Source organism: Candidatus Pelagibacter sp. PS_43, assembly GCF_059417795.1.
The window spans coordinates 1-21,091 of the sequence record NZ_CM182066.1 but is presented as its reverse complement, the minus strand read 5'-3'; the positions used below and the strand labels follow the sequence as shown (position 1 = coordinate 21,091).

Here is a 21,091-nt window from a genome sequence, read left to right as displayed (position 1 = left end):
TTACAGTTTTGTTGGCATCGGCTTATTGCCATCAATATTATATTTTTTTATAGCTTCTTTTGCATATTTTGAAGCAATTAACTGTTCTTTTGCTAAGACACTTAACCCATAAGCAACTATATGTTCTTTATCTACTTCAAAAAATTTTCTTAAATTTTTTCTAGTATCACTTCTGCCATATCCATCAGTTCCTAATGAGTAAAAGCTTTTATTTGTGTAAGGTCTAATTTGATCTGAATTCATTCGCATATAGTCTGATGCAGATAAAATAGGACCCTCACTTTTACCTAGACATTTTTCAACAAATGAAACTTTTTGTTCTTTATCAGGATTTAAAAGATTATATCTTTCAACTTCCATTCCATCTTTTCTAAGTTCATTAAAGCTAGTAACGCTCCAAATTTCACTATCTATTTGGTATTCATTTTGGAGAATTTCAGCAGCAATCATCATCTCTCTTAAAATTGTACCAGAACCTAAAAGTTGTATTTTTGTTTTTTTATATTTTGTAAATTCTTTAATTTTATACATTCCTTTAAGAATTCCCTCTTCACAATTTTTATCTTTTGGCATTTCTGGATGTGAATAATTCTCATTCATTGTTGTAATATAATAAAAAACATTCTCATTTTTTTCATGCATTCTTCTTAGGCCTTCTCTAAAAATTACTGCTAATTCATAATGAAATGTTGGATCATATGTTACACAATTCGGTATTGTTGAAGCTATTAAGTGGCTATGACCATCTTGATGCTGTAATCCTTCACCTGCTAAAGTTGTTCTTCCTGCTGTTGCCCCAATTAAAAATCCTCTAGCCTGACTATCTCCAGCAGCCCAAGCAAGATCGCCTATTCTTTGAAAACCAAACATCGAATAAAAAATATAGATTGGTATCATTTCAATATCATGATTTGTATATGCTGTAGCAGCTGCAATCCATGAAGACATTGCGCCCGCCTCATTAATTCCCTCTTCTAATACCTGACCACTTTTATCTTCTCGGTAAGAACTCAATTGAGCTGAATCTTCTGGTTCATATTTTTGACCTTCATGTGCATATATCCCAATTTTTTGAAAAAAACCTTCCATTCCAAATGTACGTGCTTCATCAGGAATTATAGGAACTAATCTTGGCGAAACATTTTTGTCTCTTAATAAATTTGTGAACATTCTTACCATTGCCATGGTTGTCGACATTTCTTTTTCACCAGTTGATACTTTCATAAAATCAAAAATATCTTTTGGAGGTGCTTTAATCGGTTTTGCATAACTGGTTCTTTCTGGAAGGTATCCACCAAGACTTAGTCTTCTCTCTTTGATGTATTTAATCTCCAGAGACTTCTCATCTGGTTTGTAGTATTCAATATTTTTTACCTGTTCGTCTGTTAAAGGAACATCAAAACGATCTCTGTAATATAGTAAATCATCTACATCCAGTTTCTTTGTTTGGTGAGTAGTGTTAACACTTTCCCCTGTTTTACCCATTCCATAGCCTTTAATCGTTTTCGCTATTATAACTGTTGGGCTACCTATATTTTTTGATGCTTTGTCATAAGCTGCATAAACTTTATGTGGATCATGACCTCCTCTATTAAGTCTCCAAATATCTTTATCGGATAAACTAGAAACCATTTCTTTAGTTTCAGGAAATTTTCCAAAAAATTTTTTCCTAACATAAGCACCATCACGAGCTTTCATTGCTTGATACTCACCATCAACAGTTTCATTCATAAGTTTAACTAAGTGACCAGTTTTATCGTTAGCAATTAAAGAATCCCAATATGAGCCCCAGATTACTTTTATTACATTCCATCCAGCGCCTCTAAAACTTCCCTCTAATTCTTGAATAATTTTTCCATTACCTCTTACTGGCCCATCTAATCTTTGAAGATTACAGTTTACTACAAAGATTAAGTTGTCTAGTTTTTCCCTTGCTGCCAATCCTATAGCACCTAAAGATTCGGGCTCGTCCATTTCTCCATCACCAAGAAATGCCCAAACTTTTCTACCTTCATCTTTAATTAAACCCCGATTAATTAGATATTTCATATATCTTGCTTGGTAAATCGCAAGCATTGGTCCTAGACCCATTGAGACAGTTGGAAACTGCCAAAATTTTGGCATCAACCAGGGATGTGGGTATGATGAAAGTCCACCTGGCTTTACTTCTTGCCTAAAGCGATCAAGCTGCTTTTCATTCAATCTACCTTCCAAAAATGCTCTAGCATACATGCCAGGTGCACTGTGGCCTTGAAAATATATTAAGTCCCCACCAAATTTATTATTTTTTGCTCTCCAAAAATGATTCATTCCAACATCGTATAAAGTAGCTGCAGATGCGAAGGTACCTATATGTCCTCCCAATTCTGGAAATTTTTTATTTGCTCTAACAACCATTGCAGCTGCATTCCATCTAATTAATGATCTTATTCTTCTCTCTATATTTTGATCACCATTTGATTTACTTTCAGCTTCAGGTGGGATTGTATTAATATAAGGTGTATTTTGAGTGTAAGGAATATTGGCCCCTTTTTGATATGCTTTATTGATTAATTCTTTAATTAAAAAATGAGCTCTTTGATTTCCATCTTTTTCAACAACGGCAGATAAAGATTCTATCCAATCTTGAGTTTCTAAAGGATCGATATCATTTTCACTAATAACTTGAATTGAAGATTGTTTTTTTTCTTTAATTGGCTCTGGTGATAACGTTTTTTCTTTTTCAGCAACTAAAGTAGACTCCGCTTCTTTAATAATACTTTCAGTGTCTTTAGGTATAATCTTTTCAACTGGTGCATCATTTGTAGATTTAATATTAAGTATTAAATCTCCCTTGGATACTTTGTCACCAACTTTAACATTTAAAAATTCTACTTTTCCAGAAACTGTTGCTGGAATTTCAACACTAGATTTATCACTCTCTATAGTAATTATTGGATCATTAACTTTAATTTCATCTCCAACTTTTACTAAAAGTTCTATAATTTCAACTTTTTCAAAATCTCCAATATCTGGGACAAGCAGCTTTTCACTCATATATTAAAATGACTTATACACTGAATATAACCTAACATTGGTATTATTTTATGGAAATAAATAGGCTTTTTTGTAACAACTTTATTTAAAAAATTAATAAATCTTATCAATTTATATAAAAATAAAGTTTTAAGTTCTTTCAATGCACATAGCTATGCCCATTCCACCACCAATACAAAGAGAGGCACAGCCCTTACTTTTGTTCTCTCTAATCATTTCATGAATTAAGGTTACCATTATTCTAGCTCCAGATGCGCCAATTGGATGACCTAATGCGATTGCACCACCATTAACGTTAACAATTTTTTTTGGTATTTTAAGTTCCCTTATAACTGCAATACATTGTGCTGCAAAAGCTTCATTAACTTCAAATAGATCAATATCTTCAATATTCCAGCCAGCCTTTTTTAATGCCAAATTAATAGCCTGAATTGGACCCAGTCCCATTAATGCTGGATCGACCCCACAAGTTGCCCAAGATGTTATCTTCGCTAATGGTTCAATGCCTCGTAGTTCTGCTTCTTTTCTTGACATCAATACAGTTGCTGCTGCACCATCATTTATTCCTGATGAGTTTCCTGCTGTGACTGTTCCATTATTTTTAAATACAGTTTTTAATTTTTTTAAATCTTCTATATTTAAATTATCCCTTGGATGTTCATCTTTACCCAGAATTAATTTATGATTATCAATATCAAATTCTAATTTGATTATTTCATTATCAAATTTATTTTTACTTATTGCTTTCTGAGTTTTTTCTTGAGAATTTAAAGCAAAAATATCTTGTTCATCCCTAGAAATTTTATATTTTTCAGCAACATTTTCAGCAGTAACTCCCATGTGATAATTGTTAAATGAGTCTATTAATCCATCGTTTAGCATTGTATCTAATAGTTTTTTTTCATCTAATCTTTTATCTTCTCTAAAGAATATAGAGTGAGGTGCCCTAGACATGTTTTCCTGACCACCTGCAATAATAATATTATTTTCTCCTAATTTGATTGATTGATATCCTGAAACTATTGCTCTTAATCCAGATCCACATACTTGATTAATAATATGGGCAGGTTTTGAAATTGGAACTCCAGCATAAATTGATGCCTGTCTTGCAGGATTTTGTCCAAGTCCAGCAGTAAGAACGTGACCCATGATTATCTCATCAATTTCGTTAGGTTTTAAATCTGATCTAATGATTACCTCTTTAATAGTTGATGCACCTAATTTTTCAGCACTAATATCTTTTAGCGATCCCTTATATGAGCCTATTGGTGTTCTCAATGCAGCTGTAATCACCACATCGTTTGATTTTTTGGTCATTGCTAATACATCATAATATTTTATAAGTTAATTTACATTAAAAACTTTGATATGTTGGGTAAATTATTTAATAAGGACCGCTGGCCAAATTGGATAAGGCGCTCGGCTACGAACCGGGAGATTCCAGATTCGAGTTCTGGGCGGTCCACCAAAAAGGATAAAATAAAATGTTAGATTGGTTATTAAAATCATCACTACAAAAATCAGTAATATATTTTTTTATTATAGTTTTTATAATCTTATTAATTTTAACTTTCACATTATAAATAACCATGAGCAACAAATTTGAACAGATAAGTATTAAACCTGGCTTTATGCAGCACAACGGTGGTGTTTTATTCCGAACTATTTCTGATACTGAATATGAATTTAAAACTACAATTAATAAAAATCATTTAAATGCTGCTGGAATTACCCATGGAGGTTTTCTTTCAGCTTTAATCGATGCAGGAGCAGGCACAGCAGCACACAGGGCTGCTGGAAATGCACCGTGTGTAACTATTTCTTTAGATTTAAAATTTATTGGTTCTTCAAAAGTAGGTGATGAAATAATTGGTTTTACAAAAATATTAAAAAAAACAAATACACTAGTATTTTTATTTTGTGAGCTAAAGTGTAACGATAAAATTATAACTTCGGCATCAGGTTTGTGGAAAATTCTAAAAATAAAACCATCTAATTTAGGTCCTGGTGGTTAAGTTTTAACAAATCTAATATTAAACAAAAAAATGAGAACTTTTTCCCTAACGATTCGGTCATGTTTTAACCTATTTTTGTTCTTTATCACTAACAACATATGGTGGGGTATAAATTAAAGATACCATAAATAGAAATGAGTAAAAATAAAATTACTGCTGTTCTCGGTCCAACTAACACTGGCAAAACCTATTTAGCGATTGAAACAATGCTATCATTTGATTCGGGAATGATTGGTTTTCCATTAAGACTGCTTGCACGAGAGGTATATGACAAGATAATAAAAAAAATTAGCCTAGATAAAGTTGCACTAATTACTGGTGAAGAAAAAATTATTCCAGCAAATGCAAAATATTTTCTTTGTACGGTAGAGTCAATGCCAGTTAACAAACATTTAGATTTCGTTGGAATTGACGAAATACAAATGTGTGCAGATCATGAAAGAGGTCATATTTTTACTGACAGACTATTAAACCTTCGTGGAGAAAAGCTAACTATGTTTATGGGGTCTAGCACTATTAAAGATATCATAAACAAATTAGATGAAGATACCGAATTCATTAATAGAGAAAGACTTTCTAAACTTTCATATGTGGGCCATAAAAAGATTTCAAGAATAAATAGAAAAACAGCTATAATAGCTTTTTCTACTGAAGAAGTTTATGCAATCGCAGAACTTGTAAGGAGACAAAAAGGTGGAGCAGCAATAGTTATGGGTTCTTTAAGTCCAAAAACTAGAAACGCACAAGTAGAACTTTATCAATCAGGTGATGTTGATTTTTTAGTTGCTACTGATGCGATAGGAATGGGTATTAATATGGATTTAGAGAATGTCTATTTCTCAAATTTAAAAAAATTTGATGGAAAAAAACAAAGACGCCTCAATATGTCTGAGATTGGTCAAATAGCTGGAAGAGCAGGCAGATATTTAAATGATGGAAATTTTGGTATTACTGGAGATTGCAAAGAAATTGCTGCAGAAGAAGTTGAATTACTTGAAGGTCATAAATTTGAAGAGATTAGAATGTTGTTTTGGAGAAATTCAAATTTAAATTTTAATAATGCTTTAAGTTTAATTAAATCACTAGAAGAAAAACCAAATACACATTGGTTAAGAAAAATACATGAGTGTGGAGATGAAAAGGTTTTAAGATATTTTTTAAAAGATTTAAAAAGATTTAATATTGAAAACAATAAAGAGACCCTAGAATTGCTGTGGGAATGCTGTCAAATACCTGACTTTGTAAAAAAGACGTATGGCAATCATATAGAGGTTGTGAGTAAAGTTTTTGGTTTTTTAAATAGTAAAGAAGGCAGAATTACTAATGATTTTATGCGTCTACAACTGATGAAATTAGATAAATTAGAAGGAAATGTAGATTCTTTATCAAATAGAATTGCAAATGTTAGAACTTGGTCATATGTTTCTAATAAAATTAACTGGGTTGAAAATCAGGGGTATTGGATTGAAAAAACAAAATTATTAGAAGATAGATTGTCTGATAGATTACATGAGGAGCTTACCAAAACTTTTATCGACAAAAGAGCCAGTGTGCTAGCAAGAGGATTAAAACAAGATATAGAATTTAAAACTGAGATAATGGAAGATAATAAAGTAATAATTGATGATCAATTTATTGGTAGCTTAAAAGGCTTGAAATTTGAAATGGATTTAAAAGTTGGAGCCTTGGAAACTGATATTAAGTCACTAAAAAAAGCAGCCAGACAAACTGTAGGTCCAGAATTACAAAAACGGATTGGATCGATCATAGAAACTGGATTAATAGAAATAAAAGATGATTTTAAAATTTATTGGAAAGATTTTCCTATTGCAAAATTAACTACTGGTAAGGATTATCTCAATCCAGATTTACTTTTAATTGTAGATGATATTTTAGAAAATAATGATAAGCAAAAACTATCTGATTTTCTTGAAAAATGGATTAAAGAAAAAATTAATTACATACTAAAAAGTCTGATTGATTTAAGAAATCTAAAAGAAAGTAATTCATCAATAAAAGCTTTGGCTTATCAGCTATATGAAAATAATGGCGTTATAAAAAGAGAGATTGTTTCTAACTATTTAAAAAAACTTGGCCAGGATGAAAGAAAGATTTTAAGAGATATGGGTGTTAAATTTGGGAGATATCATGTTTTCTTATTTAGATTACTAAAACCAGAAGCTGTCTCCTTAAGAACTTTATTGTGGAAAAACTTTAATCAAAAATACTTTGATCTAACACCTCCAACATTTGGCTTAAATTTTTTAGAAGATAAAGATATTAAGAATAAAAATTTTATGCTTCTTTGTGGATTTGAAAATTTTGATAATTATTATGTTAGGATCGATATTTTAGAAAGGTTATTTGTTCAGATAATAAACTCAAATAATGATAAAGATAAAGATATAAAACTAGTTCCTGAAATGCTAAATTTATTGGGATGCAGCAAGGATAACTTTAAAAACTTAATTAAGAAAATGAATTATAAAATAATAGAAAAAGATAAGGAGATATATTTTAGATATAATCCAAAAAGACAAATTAAAAAAGCTTTTAAAAAGAAAGAAACTTCAAATAGTCCTTTTAAAGTTCTAAAAAATTTTAATTTTAATTAATGATTAATTTTTTTAAAAATAAAGAAAAAACCATTTCAGGAGATAATGACTCATTATGTAAGATTACAGCTCTACTTATACATGCTGCAAAAATTGATGAAAATTATGAAGAGACTGAAAAAGATATAATTAAAAAAACTTTAATTGAACTAGGAGCAGAAAAATCAAGCATAGATGACATCATTTCAAAAGCAACTACTATTGAAGAAAATTCCAATCAAATACTTGATTTTACTAGAGAAATAAAAAATTCACCAGAGTCTGATAAAATTAAAATTATTGAATCATTATGGAAAATTATTTATTCAAATAATAATGCAGATATGTATGAAGCAAACTTAATGCGAAGACTTGCTGGTTTGTTATATATAAATCCTAAAATAATGGGTGATTTAAAAGAAAAAATAAAACAAGAATTAAAAAAATGACATACCTAGTAAATGAAAAATGTATTAAATGTAAATTAATGGACTGTGTTGAGGTTTGCCCTGTCGATTGTTTTTACGAAGGAAAAAATATGCTTGTAATTAAACCAGAGGAGTGTATAGATTGTGGCGTTTGCGAGCCAGAATGCCCTGTTGACGCTATAGTAGCTGACACTGAGTCTGGTAGCGAAAAATGGCTTGAAGTAAATACAAAGTATTCAGAAATCTGGCCGAATATAACAGTTAAAAAAAATCCTCCTGAGGATAATGAAAAATATAAAAATGAAGAAAACAAGTACGACAAATATTTTGGCGAAAATCTTTAAAAAATCTACTAAGAAAAAAACTAAAAAGAAAACTGCTGCAAAAGTGGTAAAAAAAGTCTCGAAGCCAAAAATAAAAAAAGTTAAAAAAGTAGTTACTTCAAAAAAAACTAAAGTTATTAAAAAGACTACAGTAAAAATAAAAAAAAATTTAAAAACAATTTCAGTAAAAACTGCGCCTCAAAATAATGAAATTAAGACTGATAATTTAAGAATTTCAAAAAGTAATGAAATTAAACCTGAAATTATAAAGGTAAAAAAACAAGAAACTGAAAAAAAAGAATACAAAGTAAAAGACTATGTTGTGTATCCAAAACATGGCGTTGGTCAAATTACTGAATTTAAAAAAATCAACATTGGTGGAATAGATGTTGAAACTTACGTCCTTAAATTTGAAAAAGATAAAGCTAATGGAATGGTGCCAGTAAATAAACAGTCTCACCTTAGACCGCTTGCAACCATCAACCAAGTTAACAAATGTGTATCCATTTTAAAAAGTAAACCAAAAGTCAAAAGATCAATGTGGAGTAGAAGAGCCCAAGAGTATGAAGCAAAAATATCTTCTGGTAAAATCTATGAACTTGCTGAGGTTGTAAGAGATTTAAATAAAGGTGATGATTTGATGGTTGATCAATCTTATAGCGAAAGACAACTTTTTGAAAAAGCATACGAAAGAATTTTATCTGAATTTCAAATAGTAATGGGTGTATCACTAGAGGATACACAGAAAAAACTAGATAAGGCACTTAAGAGAAATCTTGAAGGACAAGCCAAGGCTGCTGTAGCAGCTCCTACTAAAGCTGTAGAACCTGATGAGCCTGAGGCTGATCCAATTACCGACACTGAGGATTAAAAAATTAGAGCAAAAAAAAACGCCCCTCACACATAACGTTATGAGAAGCGTTTTTTGAAAAGATTAAGATACTATCTTTTTCTTCTCTTAGCCTTTTTAGCTTTTTTAGCTTTTTTCTTAGTTTTCTTTTTAGCTTTTTTAGCTTTTCTTCTTGTAGCCATCTTTAGCTCCCTGTTTAAGTTAAACGAATCAAATTGATTCGTTGATTACTTATTTTTATTTTTTTATGCAAGTGATGTCAATTCTTTAATTCAATAACAATTTTAAATTTTTTCTAAAAAAATTTTTATTTCTTTAAATTTTTTTAAGTAAAAAAAGTTATAGTTTATGCGATTAATAATCCATTTGAAAAAAATTAAAAAAGTTTTTCAATTTCATTTTTATAAGTTTCTATAATTTTATATCTTTTTAATTTTAATGTTGGAGTCATCATGTTGTTTTCAATTGTAAATTGCTTTTTTATTATTAAAAATTTTTTTATTTTTTCTATTCTTGATAAATTAATATTTATTTTTTCTAATTCAATTTGAACTTCATCTACACTAATGTCATTGTATTCTGCGCTTAGTACTAATAAAGCAACTAAAAAAGGTTTGTTGTCGCCGAACACTAAACTTTGTTCGATATATTTAGATTTATTTAAATCATTTTCAATTTTTATTGGTGAAATATTATCTCCGCCAGGTGTAATAATTATATCTTTTTTTCGATCTGTTATTTTTAAAAACTCTCCATCAAATTTTCCAATATCTCCAGTAGATAACCATCCATTTTTTAAAACTTTATTGGTCTCTTCTTCATTTTTCCAATAACCTAGCATCACATTTTCACCCTTGATCAATATTTCTCCATCATTTGCTAATTTTACTGAATTTCCCATAAATGGTTTTCCAACCGTATCAACTCGAATATCTTTTATAGAATTACAGCTAACTACTGGTGATGTTTCTGTTAAACCATAACCTTGTAAAGTTGGTAAACCAATTGCGTTTAAGAACGAACCAACTTCATAGTCTAAAGCTCCACCTCCTGAAATAAAGGCTTTTAAATTTCCCCCAAATTGTTTCTTAATTTTTTTTCTTACTAAAGCCTCACAAATAAAATTAACAATACTTTCACTTAATAATAATTTTTCTTTATTTAATTTTTTCTTACCCAATATGACAGTCTGATTTACTAGCAGTTTTTTTAAACCCGTTGATTTTGAAAATGTTGAATTAATTTTCTGATATAAATTTTGATAAAATCTTGGAACAGCTGTCATTATTTCTGGGGAACAATCACCCATATTTTTTATAAGTTTATCTATGCTTTCTGCATAAAAAACTTGTGCACCAACCACTATCTGTACAAATTGAACTGTATGCTCATATGAATGTGAAAGCGGTAGCCAAGTTAAAAACTTTGGAATTTTAGAAATAAACTCTTTTAATAATAGATTCGCACCCTCACAATTATTAAGAATACCTCCATGACTTAACATTACACCTTTTGGGTTTCCTTGTGTTCCAGAAGTATAAATTATGCATGCTATATCTTTTCTTTGAATATCTAAATTAAAGAAATCTTTACTACTACTAATTTTTTTTTCAAAAATTTCATCTATGTTTAAATGAAATGTACTATCAAAATCATCTATACTTTCAAAAAAAATAATTTTTTTTATAAATTTTTTTTTAGGAATTATTGTTTTAATCTTTGAATATAAAGTTTTATCAGAAATAATTAGAATGCTTGGAGTACAATCATTAATAATATATTCATAATCTCTTTCAGTATAAGTAGTGTATGCTGGTACAGTTATTCCACCTGAAAGCATAATTGAAAGGTCGGATATCAGCCACTCAGGTCTATTTTCTGATACTAACAAACATCTATCGCCCTTATTGATGTATTTATTTATTTCTTCAGATAATTTTATAATATTCAAGTAAACACTTTCCCAAGAATATTCTTTTTGGGGTCGTTTTAACGATTTTAAAAAAATATCCTCTTTATTTTTTTTTTGGTATTGGTGTTGAAATAATTCTAATAAGTTTTTAATGTTGTCTATCTTCATAAAAAAATGGTGGGCGAAGAGAGAATCGAACTCTCACTTCTTGCGAAACACGATTTTGAGTCGTGCGCGTCTACCAGTTCCGCCATTCGCCCTTAATTATCATTATTATAACTATAAAATTAAATAGTATAAGAACTTAATTTATACTAAAACGAAAAAATGTTTAATGAATTGTATCAGAAATCTTTAAAACTAGCTGCTCATAAGAGTTCTAAAAAATTTCTTGCATTTGTATCTTTTATTGAAAGTTCTTTTTTTCCTATTCCTCCAGACGTTATGATTGTGCCAATGGTCATTGCAAAAAAAAACGATTATTTCAAAATTTTTTTGATAGCAACAATATTTTCCACACTTGGTGGAATACTGGGATATTTTATAGGTTTTTATTTCTTAGAAATTGCAATGAGTGTTTTAGAATTCTATGGCTATGAAGAAAAACTCTTTAATTTGAAAGAAAACTTAACAAAGGGTAGTGGTCTTTATATATGGCTTGCCACCCTATTTCTTGCTGGTTTTACACCTCTGCCATTTAAAGTTTTTACCATAACAAGTGGCATGATTAGTTTTAACTTATTTATATTTATTTTTATTTGTTTAATTTCTAGAGGATTAAGATTTTTTATTGTTGCTTATTTTTCTTATAAATTAGGTGATGCTTTTAGTAATTTTATGAAAACTGATGCGGCTAAATGGTTTATGTTTTTAGGTATTCTAATTATAATAATTTTTGCTGTAATATATTTTTTTATTAAATAAATGAATAATATAAAACGAGAAACAATTCTTAAACTAGTATTAATATTTAGTATTATTGCAATTTTATCTGCTTATTTTATTCAATATGTGCTGGGACATCAACCATGTAACCTTTGTTTAATTGAACGAATTCCATATATCTCTTCTATAATAATTATTTCTGCTATCTTAATTTTTAAAAAAATTGAAAAAATACTTTTGATAGTTTTGATAATAATATTTATGAGTGCATTTATCATATCCCTCTATCATTTTGGAATAGAACAGGGATTTATTAAAGAGTCTTTAGTTTGTGATTTAAGCTCAACAAATACAAATTTAACAAAAGAGACTATCCTAAATGAATTAAAGCAAAAAACAATAAGCTGTAAAGATGTAACTTTTAAAATTTTTGGCTTATCTCTTGCGACTTTTAATATTTTTATCTCGTTAATAATTAGTGTTATAGTTATAAAACTTTTTTTAAATTATGAAAAAAACAAATAAAAATAGAGTTAAAGAATTTATTAGAGTAGATCATGCTGGTGAGCGAGGTGCAATAAAAATTTATGAAGGTCAATTGCTAGCACTTAATACATTTATAAAAGACGATGATTTAAAAAAAAAAATTGAACAAATGAAAGTCCATGAAAAAGAACACTGTGATTATTTTGAAAATGAAATAAGAAAAAGAAATATTCAGCCTACTAAGTTTCTACCTTTATGGGATATTCTTGGTGTTGGACTTGGCTTTGGCACGGCTATTTTAGGAAAAAAAGCAGCTATGTTATGTACAGCATCTGTTGAAGAAGTTATTGATGAACATTACTCGAGTCAAATTTATGAACTAGAGAGTGATGAAAAGGAACTTAAGAAAAAAATAATCAAATTTAGAGAAGATGAATTACATCATAAAGATATTGCATACGAGGAAGGTGCTACAAAACAAGGCGCTTATTCTATTTTAGATAAAATAATAAAAACAGGCTCAAAGATTGCAATTTCTATATCTGAAAAAGTATAATTAAGCTTCAAGCTCAACATCCCAGTATAAATAATCCATCCAACTTTTATGAAGAAAGTTTGGAGGAAAATGTTTACCATTTTTATGCAAATCTTCAGTTGTTGGCTGATATGGTGCTTGATTAAGAGTCATGTCAGAATTTTTTAACAACCTACCACCTTTTTTTACATTACATGACGAGCATGCAGTTACAACATTGTCCCAATTAGTCTGACCTCCTTTAGACCTTGGAAGTAAATGATCAAAAGTTAGCTCTTCAGCACTTCCACAATATTGACAAGAGAATCTATCTCTCAAGAATACATTAAATCTCGTAAAGCTTGGATTTGCCTGAGGTTTTATAAAACTCTTTAAAGCAATTACACTTGGCAATCGCATGTTAAAAGATGGACTTCTAACTATTTTATCATAATTGCTAACGATAGAAACTCTATCTAAAAAAACTGACTTAATAGAATCTTGCCAACTCCATAGTGACAACGGATAATAACTTAGAGGTCTATAATCAGCATTTAAAACTAAAGCTGGACACTTTTCTAAGGATAAATTTTGATCACCAAAAATCATTAATAAAACTTTAACTGAAAATTATTACTTTATCAATGAATAGAATTTTAAATATTAAAACTATTTTTTATATAGTTTAATGCAGCACTTGAGGCTTCAATTGGAATATGATGTTCGCAATTCTCAATCATTTTTGTTTCTACCTCTACATTATTTCTAATTAAGAAATCTTTTGCCTCTAATAAATGAGTAGGGGATACAACAGCATCTTTGTCTCCATGTATTAAAAACATTTTTGTTAAAGATTTTTTTCTTTTTTTTAAATCATCTTGATTAATTATTTTACCTGAAAATCCAACTACACAATTATAATTCTCACTACTTGTTAAACCTAAATTTATGGACATCATGCAGCCTTGGCTAAAACCAGATAAACAAATTTGTGAATTTTCTAAATTGTATTTTTCTTTAATTTCTTCAATAAATTCATGCAGTTTAGTTTCTGCTTTTTTGGATTGTTCTAAAATATATTCTGGATCATCTTTTGTTAAATCAAACCATTGGTAGCCACCTGGATTAATTTCACATTTTTCATGTCCGTTTGGACATAAAAAAATAGCATTGGGTAAAAATCTCTTCCAGTTTAGTGTTAGCATGCTTATGTCTTTTCCATCACCACCATATCCATGAAGCAAAATAACCGCATATTTAATTGGAATATCTTTTTCAGGGTTTACAATTGTTGTTGATAGGCAAAATGTCATAGATATTTTATTATGTTTTAATATAAAAAAAACACTCTACAATATAATTATGATTTCAGGAACATTAGTTAAAATACTTGGTATAGTTCTCTTGATAGTGGTGGCTGTTGTTTTGATTCTAGGAATTGGCACTCTATTTAAAGGTGGTGAAACAAGTAAAAAATATTCCAATAAGCTAATGCAACTTAGAGTATTGTTGCAATTTTTAGCTATAGTAGCATTAGTTTGTTTTGCCTACTTCTTTAAAAATTAATTATAATTTTTTAACCATTTAATAAATTTTTCATCATTAAAATCGATTGATCCTATTAAACGAGCAAATTCTTCACCTTTTTTATTAAAAAAAATTGTTGTTGGAACTCCTCTTAAGGAAAATTTTTTTGCCAAAGTAATTGGCGAGTCAAAATAAATATCTAAATTTTTAATATTTAACTCTTTAAAAAAAGACTCAGATTTTGAAATATCCTCTCGGCCGATATTAATTGGAAAAATCTTTAGATTATTAAGCTCTAAATTTACCTGAAGATTATCGAGTGATGGCATTTCCTCTCGACAAGGAGCGCACCAGGTAGCCCAAAAATTTAGTATTAGTAATTTTCCCTTAAAATCACTCAAATTAACACTATTCTGATTTGCATCGTTAAAAATTACATTTTCATACGTTTTAGGTTTTTTAGTTAAAACCAAATTTTTTATATCTAGCTTTTCTTCTGCATGGCCAAAGGTGCTAGCCACTAAATAAATAAATATTATTAATAATTTCATACTAAATATGTATAATTAATTATCATGCTAAAAAATAAAAACAATACCGCAATATGGGGAACAAGAATAAAAAAAGATGCTTCCACCTTATTTCAAAAAGTTGGTAACTCAATCGATGTTGATAAAAAACTTTTTAGGGAGGATATTTTAGGTTCTATTGCACACGTTGAGATGCTTTTTAGACAAAAAATTATTAGTTTTAAAATTAAAAATAAAATAATTTATGGACTAAACAAAATTGAAAAAGAAATTTTAAAAAATAGATTTGAATTTAACAAAAAGTATGAAGATATTCACATGAATATTGAAAAAAGATTATTTCAAATTATAGGAGAAGAAGCTGGCTATGTTCATACTGCTAGATCAAGAAATGATCAGGTAATTACTGATTTTAAAATGTGGACAACATCTGCTACTAAAGAAATTAATAAAAATTTAGATAGTCTTATAAAAACAATTCTCAAAATTTCTGAAAAAAATATTGAAACTATAATGCCAGGATTTACTCATTTGAAAAACGCTCAAGCAGTTTCATTTGCTCATTATTTAATGGCTTATGTAGAGATGTTTAGTAGAGATAAAAAAAGATTTTTACATAACCTGGAAAGTTTATCAGAATGTCCATTAGGTGTAGCAGCATTAACAGGAACCTCTTTTAATATTGATAGAAATTTTACGTCAAAAAAATTAGGATTTAAAAAACCAACTAATAACTCTATTGATACAGTAGCAGATAGAGATTTTGTATTAGATTTTTTGTATAGTTCTTCTGTTTGTTCAATGCACATCTCAAGAATTGCTGAAGAGCTTATTATTTGGAACTCTGATGCTTTCAATTTAATTGTTCTATCGGACAAAGTTGTTACTGGTTCTTCAATAATGCCACAAAAGAAGAATCCTGATCTATTAGAATATTTAAGAGGAAAAACAGGATCAACTTATGGAAACTTATTTTCGATGTTAACAATATTAAAAGGGCTTCCAATATCCTATTTTAAAGATCTTCAGGATGATAAGGAAATATTATTCAAATCTAATGAGATATTAAATAATTGCATAGTAATTTTAAATGAAGTTTTGAAAAATTTAAAACCTAACAAGCAAAAAATGCTAGACCTTGCAAATTCAGGCTACATCACAGCTACTGATTTAGCGGACTATCTTGTTAAAAATCATTCAATGCCATTTAGAAAAGCTTATCAAACAACTGCATCGATTGTTAATTTTGCAGAGAAAAAAAATAAAAAATTAAATGAATTGAGCATTGAAGAATTAAAGAAAATAGAACCAAAGCTTACAACTGAAGTCTTAAAGGTATTTAATGTAAAATACTCTGTAAATTCAAAAAAATCCTATGGTGGAACATCTTTTGATAATATTAAAAAAATGATAATGAAATATAAGAAGTTATAAAATGATGAAAAAATTAATCTTAATCTGTATATTTTCTTCTTTGTTATTTGCCTGTGGAAAAAAAGGAGACCCTAAATATGTTGGGAACGAAATGGTTTTTCCTAAGTCTATTAATTAATGAAATATATTAATAAAAAACTTTCTATAGAAAAAATTAAAGTTGAGGATATTGCCAAAAAATTTGGGACACCTACATACTGCTATTCTTATAAAAGACTAAAAGATAATATAAATAATTTTAAAAATAATTTTAAATCATTTTCTCCGCTGGTCTGTTTTGCAATTAAATCAAATACTAATGTAAATTTAATTAAAGAAATTAGAAAATTAGGCCTGGGCGCAGATGTTGTTTCAATGGGAGAATTGATGATGGCCCTTAAAGCTGGTGTAAATCCAAAAAAAATTGTTTTTTCAGGAGTTGGTAAAACGGCTAAGGAAATAAGCTATGCTATTGATAAAAAAATTTTATTAATAAATGCAGAGTCAAAAAGTGAAATTATTGAAATAGAAAGAATTGCAAAAAACAAAAAGAAAGTAATTGATATAGGAATTAGACTAAATCCTAATACAGATGCCAAAACTTTAAAACAAATTTCCACAGGTAAAAAAGAAAATAAATTTGGAGTAGATGAAAAAATATTTTTTGAACTAATTAATTACACAAAACTATCAAAAAATATAAAATTGAAATGTCTAAGTGTTCATATTGGTAGTCAGATTTTAGATCATCAGCCATATGAAAAAATGCTTAATGTTATAGATAAAATTATTAAAAAAAGTAATCATAATTTTGAGTTTATTGATCTTGGTGGGGGAATGGGAATATCTTACGAAAAAAATAGTAAAAAACTAAACTATAAAAAATACAATGTGGCTATAAATAAATTTTTAAAAAAACATAAATCTAAGATTATATTTGAACCAGGTAGATCTATAGTTGGTGATATAGGATCACTAATTTCTCAAGTTGTTTATATAAAACAAAATGAAAAAAAAGATTTTATAATACTTGATGCTGCAATGAATGATCTAATGAGACCAGCTTTGTATGGTGCAAACCATAAAACTTTACCTGCAACAAAACACAACAGGCTTTCAAAGAAAACTTATGAATTTGTTGGTCCAATTTGTGAAAGTACAGATAAATTTACAACTTTAAAAAAGTTTCAAAAATTAAAAGAGAAAGACCTTGTTGTAATGTGTGATACTGGAGCGTATGGAATGTCTTTAAGTTCAAACTATAACCTCAGACCAAAAGCTGCAGAAATACTGATCAAAGGAACTAAAATTAATGTTATTAAAAAAAGACAAAAACTTGATCAATTAATCTAGTTTTTGATTAAAATGATAAGAAATTTTTTATTCTCTCTATTTTTTTATATTGGAATTATTTTTATTTCTTTATTATTTCTACCATCACTTTTTCTTCCCAAAAAAATTGTTTTATTTGGTGGTAAGATCATGGGATACTGGACTTCTTTTTGCTTAAAAACTTTTTTATCAACAAAAATTATAATTAAAGGAGAAGAAAATATTATCAATAATAGAAAGTTTTTTATAGCTGCCTCTCATCAGTCAATGTTTGAAACTTTTTATTTACAAACAATTTTTAAATCTCCAGTTTTTATTCTTAAGAAGGAATTATTAATGATGCCCATATTTGGCTGGTATTTAAAAAAAATTGGTTCAATATCAATAAAAAGAAATAAAGTAACTAAAGATAATCTTGGCTTCTTTAATGATATATCAAAACAAATAAATGCATCTGATAGACCATTAATAATTTTTCCACAAGGTACACGATTGTCTCCAGAGGAACGCACACCTTTTAAAAAAGGTTCAGGCAGAATTTATGAGGAACTCAAAATATCTTGCCAACCTATAGCTATTAATTCTGGAAATACTTGGCCAAAAAAAGGACCTAAAAAAATTGATAAAATTATAACTATTTCAATTTTAGAACCAATTGAACCTGGATTAGAAAAAAATGTCTTTTTACACAAGCTTGAAAATGTAATTTATAGCGAGCTCGATGCTATTAATTAGCCTTTCATAGGCATTATTACAAATATACTGTCAAAGTCACCCGGATCTTTAATTAATGCTGGTGAGCCAGTGTCATTAAAGAAAATCTCTATTTTATCTCCATCAAGCTGTGAAGCAACGTCAATTAAATATCTTGAGTTAAAGCTTATCTCTAAATCATGATCGAATTTTACAGTTAAGCTTTCTTTTCCATCTCCGCTATTTGTATTGTTTACAGATAAATTTAAAACATCTTTTGATAAATTAAATTTCACACCATCTTTTTTATCTAATGACACCGATGCTACTCTATCGACTGAATCTAGAAAAAGTTTTAAATTTATATCCAATTTTTTCTGATTATTTTTTGGTATTACTTGAATATAATTTGGAAATTTTCCATCTATTAACTTGGAAATCAAAATACTATTATTTAATTCAAACTTAATTTTAGATTTAACATTTGAAATCTTAACATCCCCATCATAGCTCTCTAACAATGAGCATAATTGAAAGATTGTTTTCTTTGGAAGAATTATTGGCTCAAAATCAATCTTTTGATCTAATTTTATTTTAGATATAGACATTCTGTGACTATCAGTGGCAGCTGCTGTTAGAAAGTTTTTATCTTCTATTTGGGTTTGATGAAAAAAAATTCCACTTAAATAATGTCTTGTTTCATCATTAGAGACTGAAAATTTACATTTATTTAATAGTTTTAATAACTGTTTTGATTTTATTATAAACTCATTTTGATTGAAGTTTTCATCAGTCAAAGGAAACTCGGATGCACTAATACAATTTAAATTAAAAATTGATTTTTCAGACTCTACTTGAAGCTTACTAACATCGGTTAAAGATAAATTGATTTTTTTTCCAGAGGAAAATTTTCTTATAATATCATACATAATAGATGAAGTGGTGGTCGTATTTCCCTCTTCTAACACTTCAACATTATTAATTTGATGAATAAAAATTAAATCTAAATCTGTTGCTGTAATAGTTAAGTTTGAGTTACTGGCATTTAACAAAACATTAGATAAAATTGGAAGTGTACTTCTTTTTTCTATCACACCCTGACAATAATTAAGGGCTTGTTGCAGATCTTGTTGATTAACGTTAAATTTCATTTTCTTTATTATACAATATCTGATTTTTTAAGTTATTAATATTGTTAGTCATTTCTGGATCTTTTTCTTTTAATTTTTCAATGGTTTTAACAGAATGAATAATTGTTGTATGATCTCTATTTGAAAACTCTCTACCTATTTCTGGTAAGGATTTTGAGGTTAATATTTTAGTTAAATAGATCGCTGTTTGTCTCGGCCTGACTAAATATCTTGATCTTCTTGAGGACAACATCTCATTTTTACTAATTTTGAAGAACTTACATACAGTTGATTGTATTAAATCTATTGTTACTTTATTTTCACCAATATTTAATAGATCTTTTAAAACTACTTTAACTTCTGATAAATTTGGAACTTTGTTGTAAATTCTTGAAAAGGAAACAACTCTATTAATTGCTCCTACTAACTCTCTAATACTGGTAGTTATTTCTGTGCTTATAAATTTTTGTATTTCTTCTGAAATATTTACTTGATTTGAATAAAAAATGTTTAATTCTTCTGTTTTTTGCTTAACAATTTTACTTCTAAGTTCATAATCTGGTTTTTGTATATCAACAACAAGACCTCCAGCAAATCTTGATTTAATTCTATCTTGGATTCTTGATAATTTGTTTGGAGCTCTGTCGGCAGAGATTATTACTTGTGAGCCTTTATCTAATAGTGCATTAAATGTATGAAAAAACTCCTCTTGCATTGCTTCTTTACCATTCATGAATTGAATATCATCTATCAATAATATGTCAGTATTTCTAAAGTACTCTTTAAACTTTACCATATCATTAGATTTAATTGATTTTACAAACTGATACATAAATCTCTCAGCAGAAATAAACATGACTTTGTTTTTTTCTTTTAATGAAAGACCAATTGAATTTAATAAATGTGTTTTTCCCATTCCAACTCCTCCATAAATATAAAGTGGATTATAGTGAGAAATATTTTCTGAAACTTTCATAGATGCCTCATAAGCAAGTTTATTGCTTGTTCCTGTAATAAAACTATCAAATCTTTTATTTGGGTCTATTCTGTTGTATTGCAAGTATGTATCTTTAATGAAGGATATGTTTTCATTATTTTGATTTTTAGTAATATTATTTTCTATTTCATTTTCAGAATTTTTTTCAATAATCTTAAACTCTATTCTTGTTAAATCTTTCTTATAAGTTTTTATTATTTGCAAAATTTGATCTAAATATCTTGAGGTAATCCAGTCTCGGATAAATCTGGTAGAAACCGAAAGTAAGACATAGCTATTCATCTCTTCAACAAAGTCTATCTTTCTAAGCCAGCTTTCATATATATCGCTACCTAGTTTATTTTTCATATCCTTTTGAATTACAACCCAGTCTAAAGCTTCAGAAGATACATCTTTTGTACTTTGTGTTGATTTGTTGCTTGTCAT

20 protein-coding genes and 2 tRNA genes are annotated in these 21,091 nt (G+C 28.4%); 13 read left to right on the top strand and 9 right to left on the bottom strand.

Going from position 1 to position 21,091, the window contains the following annotated elements:
* Both aceE and AC5SLL_RS00105 read right to left on the bottom strand, forming a co-directional pair.
* Entirely contained in the window at nucleotides 1-3,036 is a 3,036-nt protein-coding gene (gene aceE / locus AC5SLL_RS00110) for a pyruvate dehydrogenase (acetyl-transferring), homodimeric type (protein WP_494586599.1), read from the bottom strand.
* 129 nt (nucleotides 3,037-3,165) lie between these two features.
* Complete coding sequence (locus AC5SLL_RS00105) at nucleotides 3,166-4,353, bottom strand: acetyl-CoA C-acetyltransferase (protein WP_494586598.1); 1,188 nt, start codon at nucleotides 4,351-4,353, stop codon at nucleotides 3,166-3,168.
* Nucleotides 4,354-4,427: 74 nt separating this feature from the next.
* Here AC5SLL_RS00105 and AC5SLL_RS00100 point away from each other — a divergent pair.
* The 6 genes from AC5SLL_RS00100 to AC5SLL_RS00075 all read left to right on the top strand — a co-directional run bounded on the left by AC5SLL_RS00100 (nucleotide 4,428) and on the right by AC5SLL_RS00075 (nucleotide 9,267).
* Nucleotides 4,428-4,504 (top strand) — tRNA-Arg (locus AC5SLL_RS00100).
* A 121-nt stretch (nucleotides 4,505-4,625) separates the two neighbouring features.
* Entirely contained in the window at nucleotides 4,626-5,051 is a 426-nt protein-coding gene (locus tag AC5SLL_RS00095) for a PaaI family thioesterase (RefSeq protein ID WP_494573197.1), read from the top strand.
* A 134-nt stretch (nucleotides 5,052-5,185) separates the two neighbouring features.
* Complete coding sequence (locus AC5SLL_RS00090; RefSeq protein ID WP_494586597.1) at nucleotides 5,186-7,666, top strand: helicase-related protein; 2,481 nt, start codon at nucleotides 5,186-5,188, stop codon at nucleotides 7,664-7,666.
* The gene (locus AC5SLL_RS00085; RefSeq protein WP_494586596.1) at nucleotides 7,666-8,094 is read left to right on the top strand and encodes a tellurite resistance TerB family protein; all 429 of its coding nucleotides are present in this window, start codon (nucleotides 7,666-7,668) and stop codon (nucleotides 8,092-8,094) included. The genes AC5SLL_RS00090 and AC5SLL_RS00085 overlap by 1 nt, the downstream gene beginning before the upstream one ends.
* Nucleotides 8,091-8,417, top strand: coding sequence for a ferredoxin FdxA (fdxA, locus tag AC5SLL_RS00080; protein ID WP_494579913.1), 327 nt, complete (start codon nucleotides 8,091-8,093; stop codon nucleotides 8,415-8,417). The genes AC5SLL_RS00085 and fdxA overlap by 4 nt, the downstream gene beginning before the upstream one ends.
* A complete protein-coding gene (locus tag AC5SLL_RS00075) occupies nucleotides 8,359-9,267 on the top strand; it encodes a CarD family transcriptional regulator (RefSeq protein WP_494586595.1) in 909 nt (302 codons plus the stop codon). The genes fdxA and AC5SLL_RS00075 overlap by 59 nt, the downstream gene beginning before the upstream one ends.
* A 355-nt stretch (nucleotides 9,268-9,622) precedes the next feature.
* Here the strand turns inward: AC5SLL_RS00075 and AC5SLL_RS00070 are convergent, their stop codons facing one another.
* Complete coding sequence (locus AC5SLL_RS00070) at nucleotides 9,623-11,326, bottom strand: AMP-dependent synthetase/ligase (protein ID WP_494586594.1); 1,704 nt, start codon at nucleotides 11,324-11,326, stop codon at nucleotides 9,623-9,625.
* A 7-nt stretch (nucleotides 11,327-11,333) separates the two neighbouring features.
* Nucleotides 11,334-11,418: transfer RNA gene (locus AC5SLL_RS00065), tRNA-Leu, on the bottom strand.
* Between the two features lie 67 nt (nucleotides 11,419-11,485).
* On the opposite strand from AC5SLL_RS00065, the gene AC5SLL_RS00060 reads away from it, so the two are divergent.
* The 3 genes from AC5SLL_RS00060 to AC5SLL_RS00050 are packed head-to-tail and all read left to right on the top strand — an operon-like array spanning nucleotide 11,486 to nucleotide 13,085.
* Nucleotides 11,486-12,082, top strand: coding sequence for a YqaA family protein (locus tag AC5SLL_RS00060; RefSeq protein WP_494586593.1), 597 nt, complete (start codon nucleotides 11,486-11,488; stop codon nucleotides 12,080-12,082).
* Nucleotides 12,083-12,568 (top strand): disulfide bond formation protein B, encoded by a 486-nt coding sequence (locus AC5SLL_RS00055; RefSeq protein ID WP_494586592.1) that lies wholly within the window; start codon nucleotides 12,083-12,085, stop codon nucleotides 12,566-12,568.
* Nucleotides 12,552-13,085 (top strand): demethoxyubiquinone hydroxylase family protein, encoded by a 534-nt coding sequence (locus AC5SLL_RS00050; protein WP_494579905.1) that lies wholly within the window; start codon nucleotides 12,552-12,554, stop codon nucleotides 13,083-13,085. The genes AC5SLL_RS00055 and AC5SLL_RS00050 overlap by 17 nt, the downstream gene beginning before the upstream one ends.
* Here AC5SLL_RS00050 and AC5SLL_RS00045 read toward each other — a convergent pair whose 3' ends face one another.
* Nucleotides 13,086-13,652, bottom strand: coding sequence for an HNH endonuclease (locus AC5SLL_RS00045; RefSeq protein WP_494573188.1), 567 nt, complete (start codon nucleotides 13,650-13,652; stop codon nucleotides 13,086-13,088). It abuts the gene before it with no gap.
* 47 nt (nucleotides 13,653-13,699) lie between these two features.
* Nucleotides 13,700-14,356: an alpha/beta hydrolase gene (locus AC5SLL_RS00040; protein ID WP_494586591.1), complete on the bottom strand. Its 657-nt coding sequence runs from the start codon at nucleotides 14,354-14,356 to the stop codon at nucleotides 13,700-13,702.
* Between the two features lie 49 nt (nucleotides 14,357-14,405).
* On the opposite strand from AC5SLL_RS00040, the gene AC5SLL_RS00035 reads away from it, so the two are divergent.
* A complete protein-coding gene (locus AC5SLL_RS00035; RefSeq protein ID WP_271517065.1) occupies nucleotides 14,406-14,609 on the top strand; it encodes a twin transmembrane helix small protein in 204 nt (67 codons plus the stop codon).
* Here the strand turns inward: AC5SLL_RS00035 and AC5SLL_RS00030 are convergent.
* The gene (locus tag AC5SLL_RS00030; protein ID WP_494586590.1) at nucleotides 14,606-15,121 is read right to left on the bottom strand and encodes a TlpA family protein disulfide reductase; all 516 of its coding nucleotides are present in this window, start codon (nucleotides 15,119-15,121) and stop codon (nucleotides 14,606-14,608) included. The two genes, AC5SLL_RS00035 and AC5SLL_RS00030, sit on opposite strands and share 4 nt — an antisense overlap.
* Nucleotides 15,122-15,145: 24 nt before the next feature.
* On the opposite strand from AC5SLL_RS00030, the gene argH reads away from it, so the two are divergent.
* The 3 genes from argH (at nucleotide 15,146) to AC5SLL_RS00015 (ending at nucleotide 18,580) form a co-directional block, all read left to right on the top strand.
* Entirely contained in the window at nucleotides 15,146-16,534 is a 1,389-nt protein-coding gene (gene argH / locus AC5SLL_RS00025) for an argininosuccinate lyase (RefSeq protein ID WP_494586589.1), read from the top strand.
* Nucleotides 16,535-16,651: 117 nt separating this feature from the next.
* Nucleotides 16,652-17,866, top strand: coding sequence for a diaminopimelate decarboxylase (gene lysA, locus AC5SLL_RS00020; protein ID WP_494586588.1), 1,215 nt, complete (start codon nucleotides 16,652-16,654; stop codon nucleotides 17,864-17,866).
* Nucleotides 17,867-17,878: 12 nt separating this feature from the next.
* Nucleotides 17,879-18,580 carry a lysophospholipid acyltransferase family protein gene (locus AC5SLL_RS00015; RefSeq protein ID WP_494586587.1) on the top strand — a complete coding sequence of 234 codons (702 nt, stop codon included), beginning with the start codon at nucleotides 17,879-17,881 and terminating at the stop codon, nucleotides 18,578-18,580.
* Here the strand turns inward: AC5SLL_RS00015 and dnaN are convergent.
* Entirely contained in the window at nucleotides 18,577-19,689 is a 1,113-nt protein-coding gene (dnaN, locus tag AC5SLL_RS00010) for a DNA polymerase III subunit beta (protein ID WP_494586586.1), read from the bottom strand. The two genes, AC5SLL_RS00015 and dnaN, sit on opposite strands and share 4 nt — an antisense overlap.
* Nucleotides 19,679-21,091: a chromosomal replication initiator protein DnaA gene (gene dnaA, locus AC5SLL_RS00005; protein WP_494586585.1), complete on the bottom strand. Its 1,413-nt coding sequence runs from the start codon at nucleotides 21,089-21,091 to the stop codon at nucleotides 19,679-19,681. The genes dnaN and dnaA overlap by 11 nt, the downstream gene beginning before the upstream one ends.

What these genes read in the sequence shown, in the direction of transcription:
- AC5SLL_RS00060 (WP_494586593.1), top strand. Translation starts at nt 11,486, where the DNA reads ATGTTTAATGAATTGTATCAGAAATCTTTAAAACTAGCTGCTCATAAG.
- AC5SLL_RS00085 (WP_494586596.1), top strand. Translation starts at nt 7,666, where the DNA reads ATGATTAATTTTTTTAAAAATAAAGAAAAAACCATTTCAGGAGATAAT.
- lysA (WP_494586588.1), top strand. Translation starts at nt 16,652, where the DNA reads ATGAAATATATTAATAAAAAACTTTCTATAGAAAAAATTAAAGTTGAG.
- dnaA (WP_494586585.1), bottom strand. Translation starts at nt 21,091, where the DNA reads ATGACAAGCAACAAATCAACACAAAGTACAAAAGATGTATCTTCTGAA.
- fdxA (WP_494579913.1), top strand. Translation starts at nt 8,091, where the DNA reads ATGACATACCTAGTAAATGAAAAATGTATTAAATGTAAATTAATGGAC.
- AC5SLL_RS00050 (WP_494579905.1), top strand. Translation starts at nt 12,552, where the DNA reads ATGAAAAAAACAAATAAAAATAGAGTTAAAGAATTTATTAGAGTAGAT.
- AC5SLL_RS00090 (WP_494586597.1), top strand. Translation starts at nt 5,186, where the DNA reads ATGAGTAAAAATAAAATTACTGCTGTTCTCGGTCCAACTAACACTGGC.
- AC5SLL_RS00030 (WP_494586590.1), bottom strand. Translation starts at nt 15,121, where the DNA reads ATGAAATTATTAATAATATTTATTTATTTAGTGGCTAGCACCTTTGGC.
- AC5SLL_RS00105 (WP_494586598.1), bottom strand. Translation starts at nt 4,353, where the DNA reads ATGACCAAAAAATCAAACGATGTGGTGATTACAGCTGCATTGAGAACA.
- AC5SLL_RS00035 (WP_271517065.1), top strand. Translation starts at nt 14,406, where the DNA reads ATGATTTCAGGAACATTAGTTAAAATACTTGGTATAGTTCTCTTGATA.
- AC5SLL_RS00095 (WP_494573197.1), top strand. Translation starts at nt 4,626, where the DNA reads ATGAGCAACAAATTTGAACAGATAAGTATTAAACCTGGCTTTATGCAG.
- AC5SLL_RS00015 (WP_494586587.1), top strand. Translation starts at nt 17,879, where the DNA reads ATGATAAGAAATTTTTTATTCTCTCTATTTTTTTATATTGGAATTATT.
- AC5SLL_RS00045 (WP_494573188.1), bottom strand. Translation starts at nt 13,652, where the DNA reads ATGATTTTTGGTGATCAAAATTTATCCTTAGAAAAGTGTCCAGCTTTA.
- AC5SLL_RS00040 (WP_494586591.1), bottom strand. Translation starts at nt 14,356, where the DNA reads ATGACATTTTGCCTATCAACAACAATTGTAAACCCTGAAAAAGATATT.
- AC5SLL_RS00055 (WP_494586592.1), top strand. Translation starts at nt 12,083, where the DNA reads ATGAATAATATAAAACGAGAAACAATTCTTAAACTAGTATTAATATTT.
- aceE (WP_494586599.1), bottom strand. Translation starts at nt 3,036, where the DNA reads ATGAGTGAAAAGCTGCTTGTCCCAGATATTGGAGATTTTGAAAAAGTT.
- argH (WP_494586589.1), top strand. Translation starts at nt 15,146, where the DNA reads ATGCTAAAAAATAAAAACAATACCGCAATATGGGGAACAAGAATAAAA.
- AC5SLL_RS00070 (WP_494586594.1), bottom strand. Translation starts at nt 11,326, where the DNA reads ATGAAGATAGACAACATTAAAAACTTATTAGAATTATTTCAACACCAA.
- dnaN (WP_494586586.1), bottom strand. Translation starts at nt 19,689, where the DNA reads ATGAAATTTAACGTTAATCAACAAGATCTGCAACAAGCCCTTAATTAT.
- AC5SLL_RS00075 (WP_494586595.1), top strand. Translation starts at nt 8,359, where the DNA reads ATGAAAAATATAAAAATGAAGAAAACAAGTACGACAAATATTTTGGCG.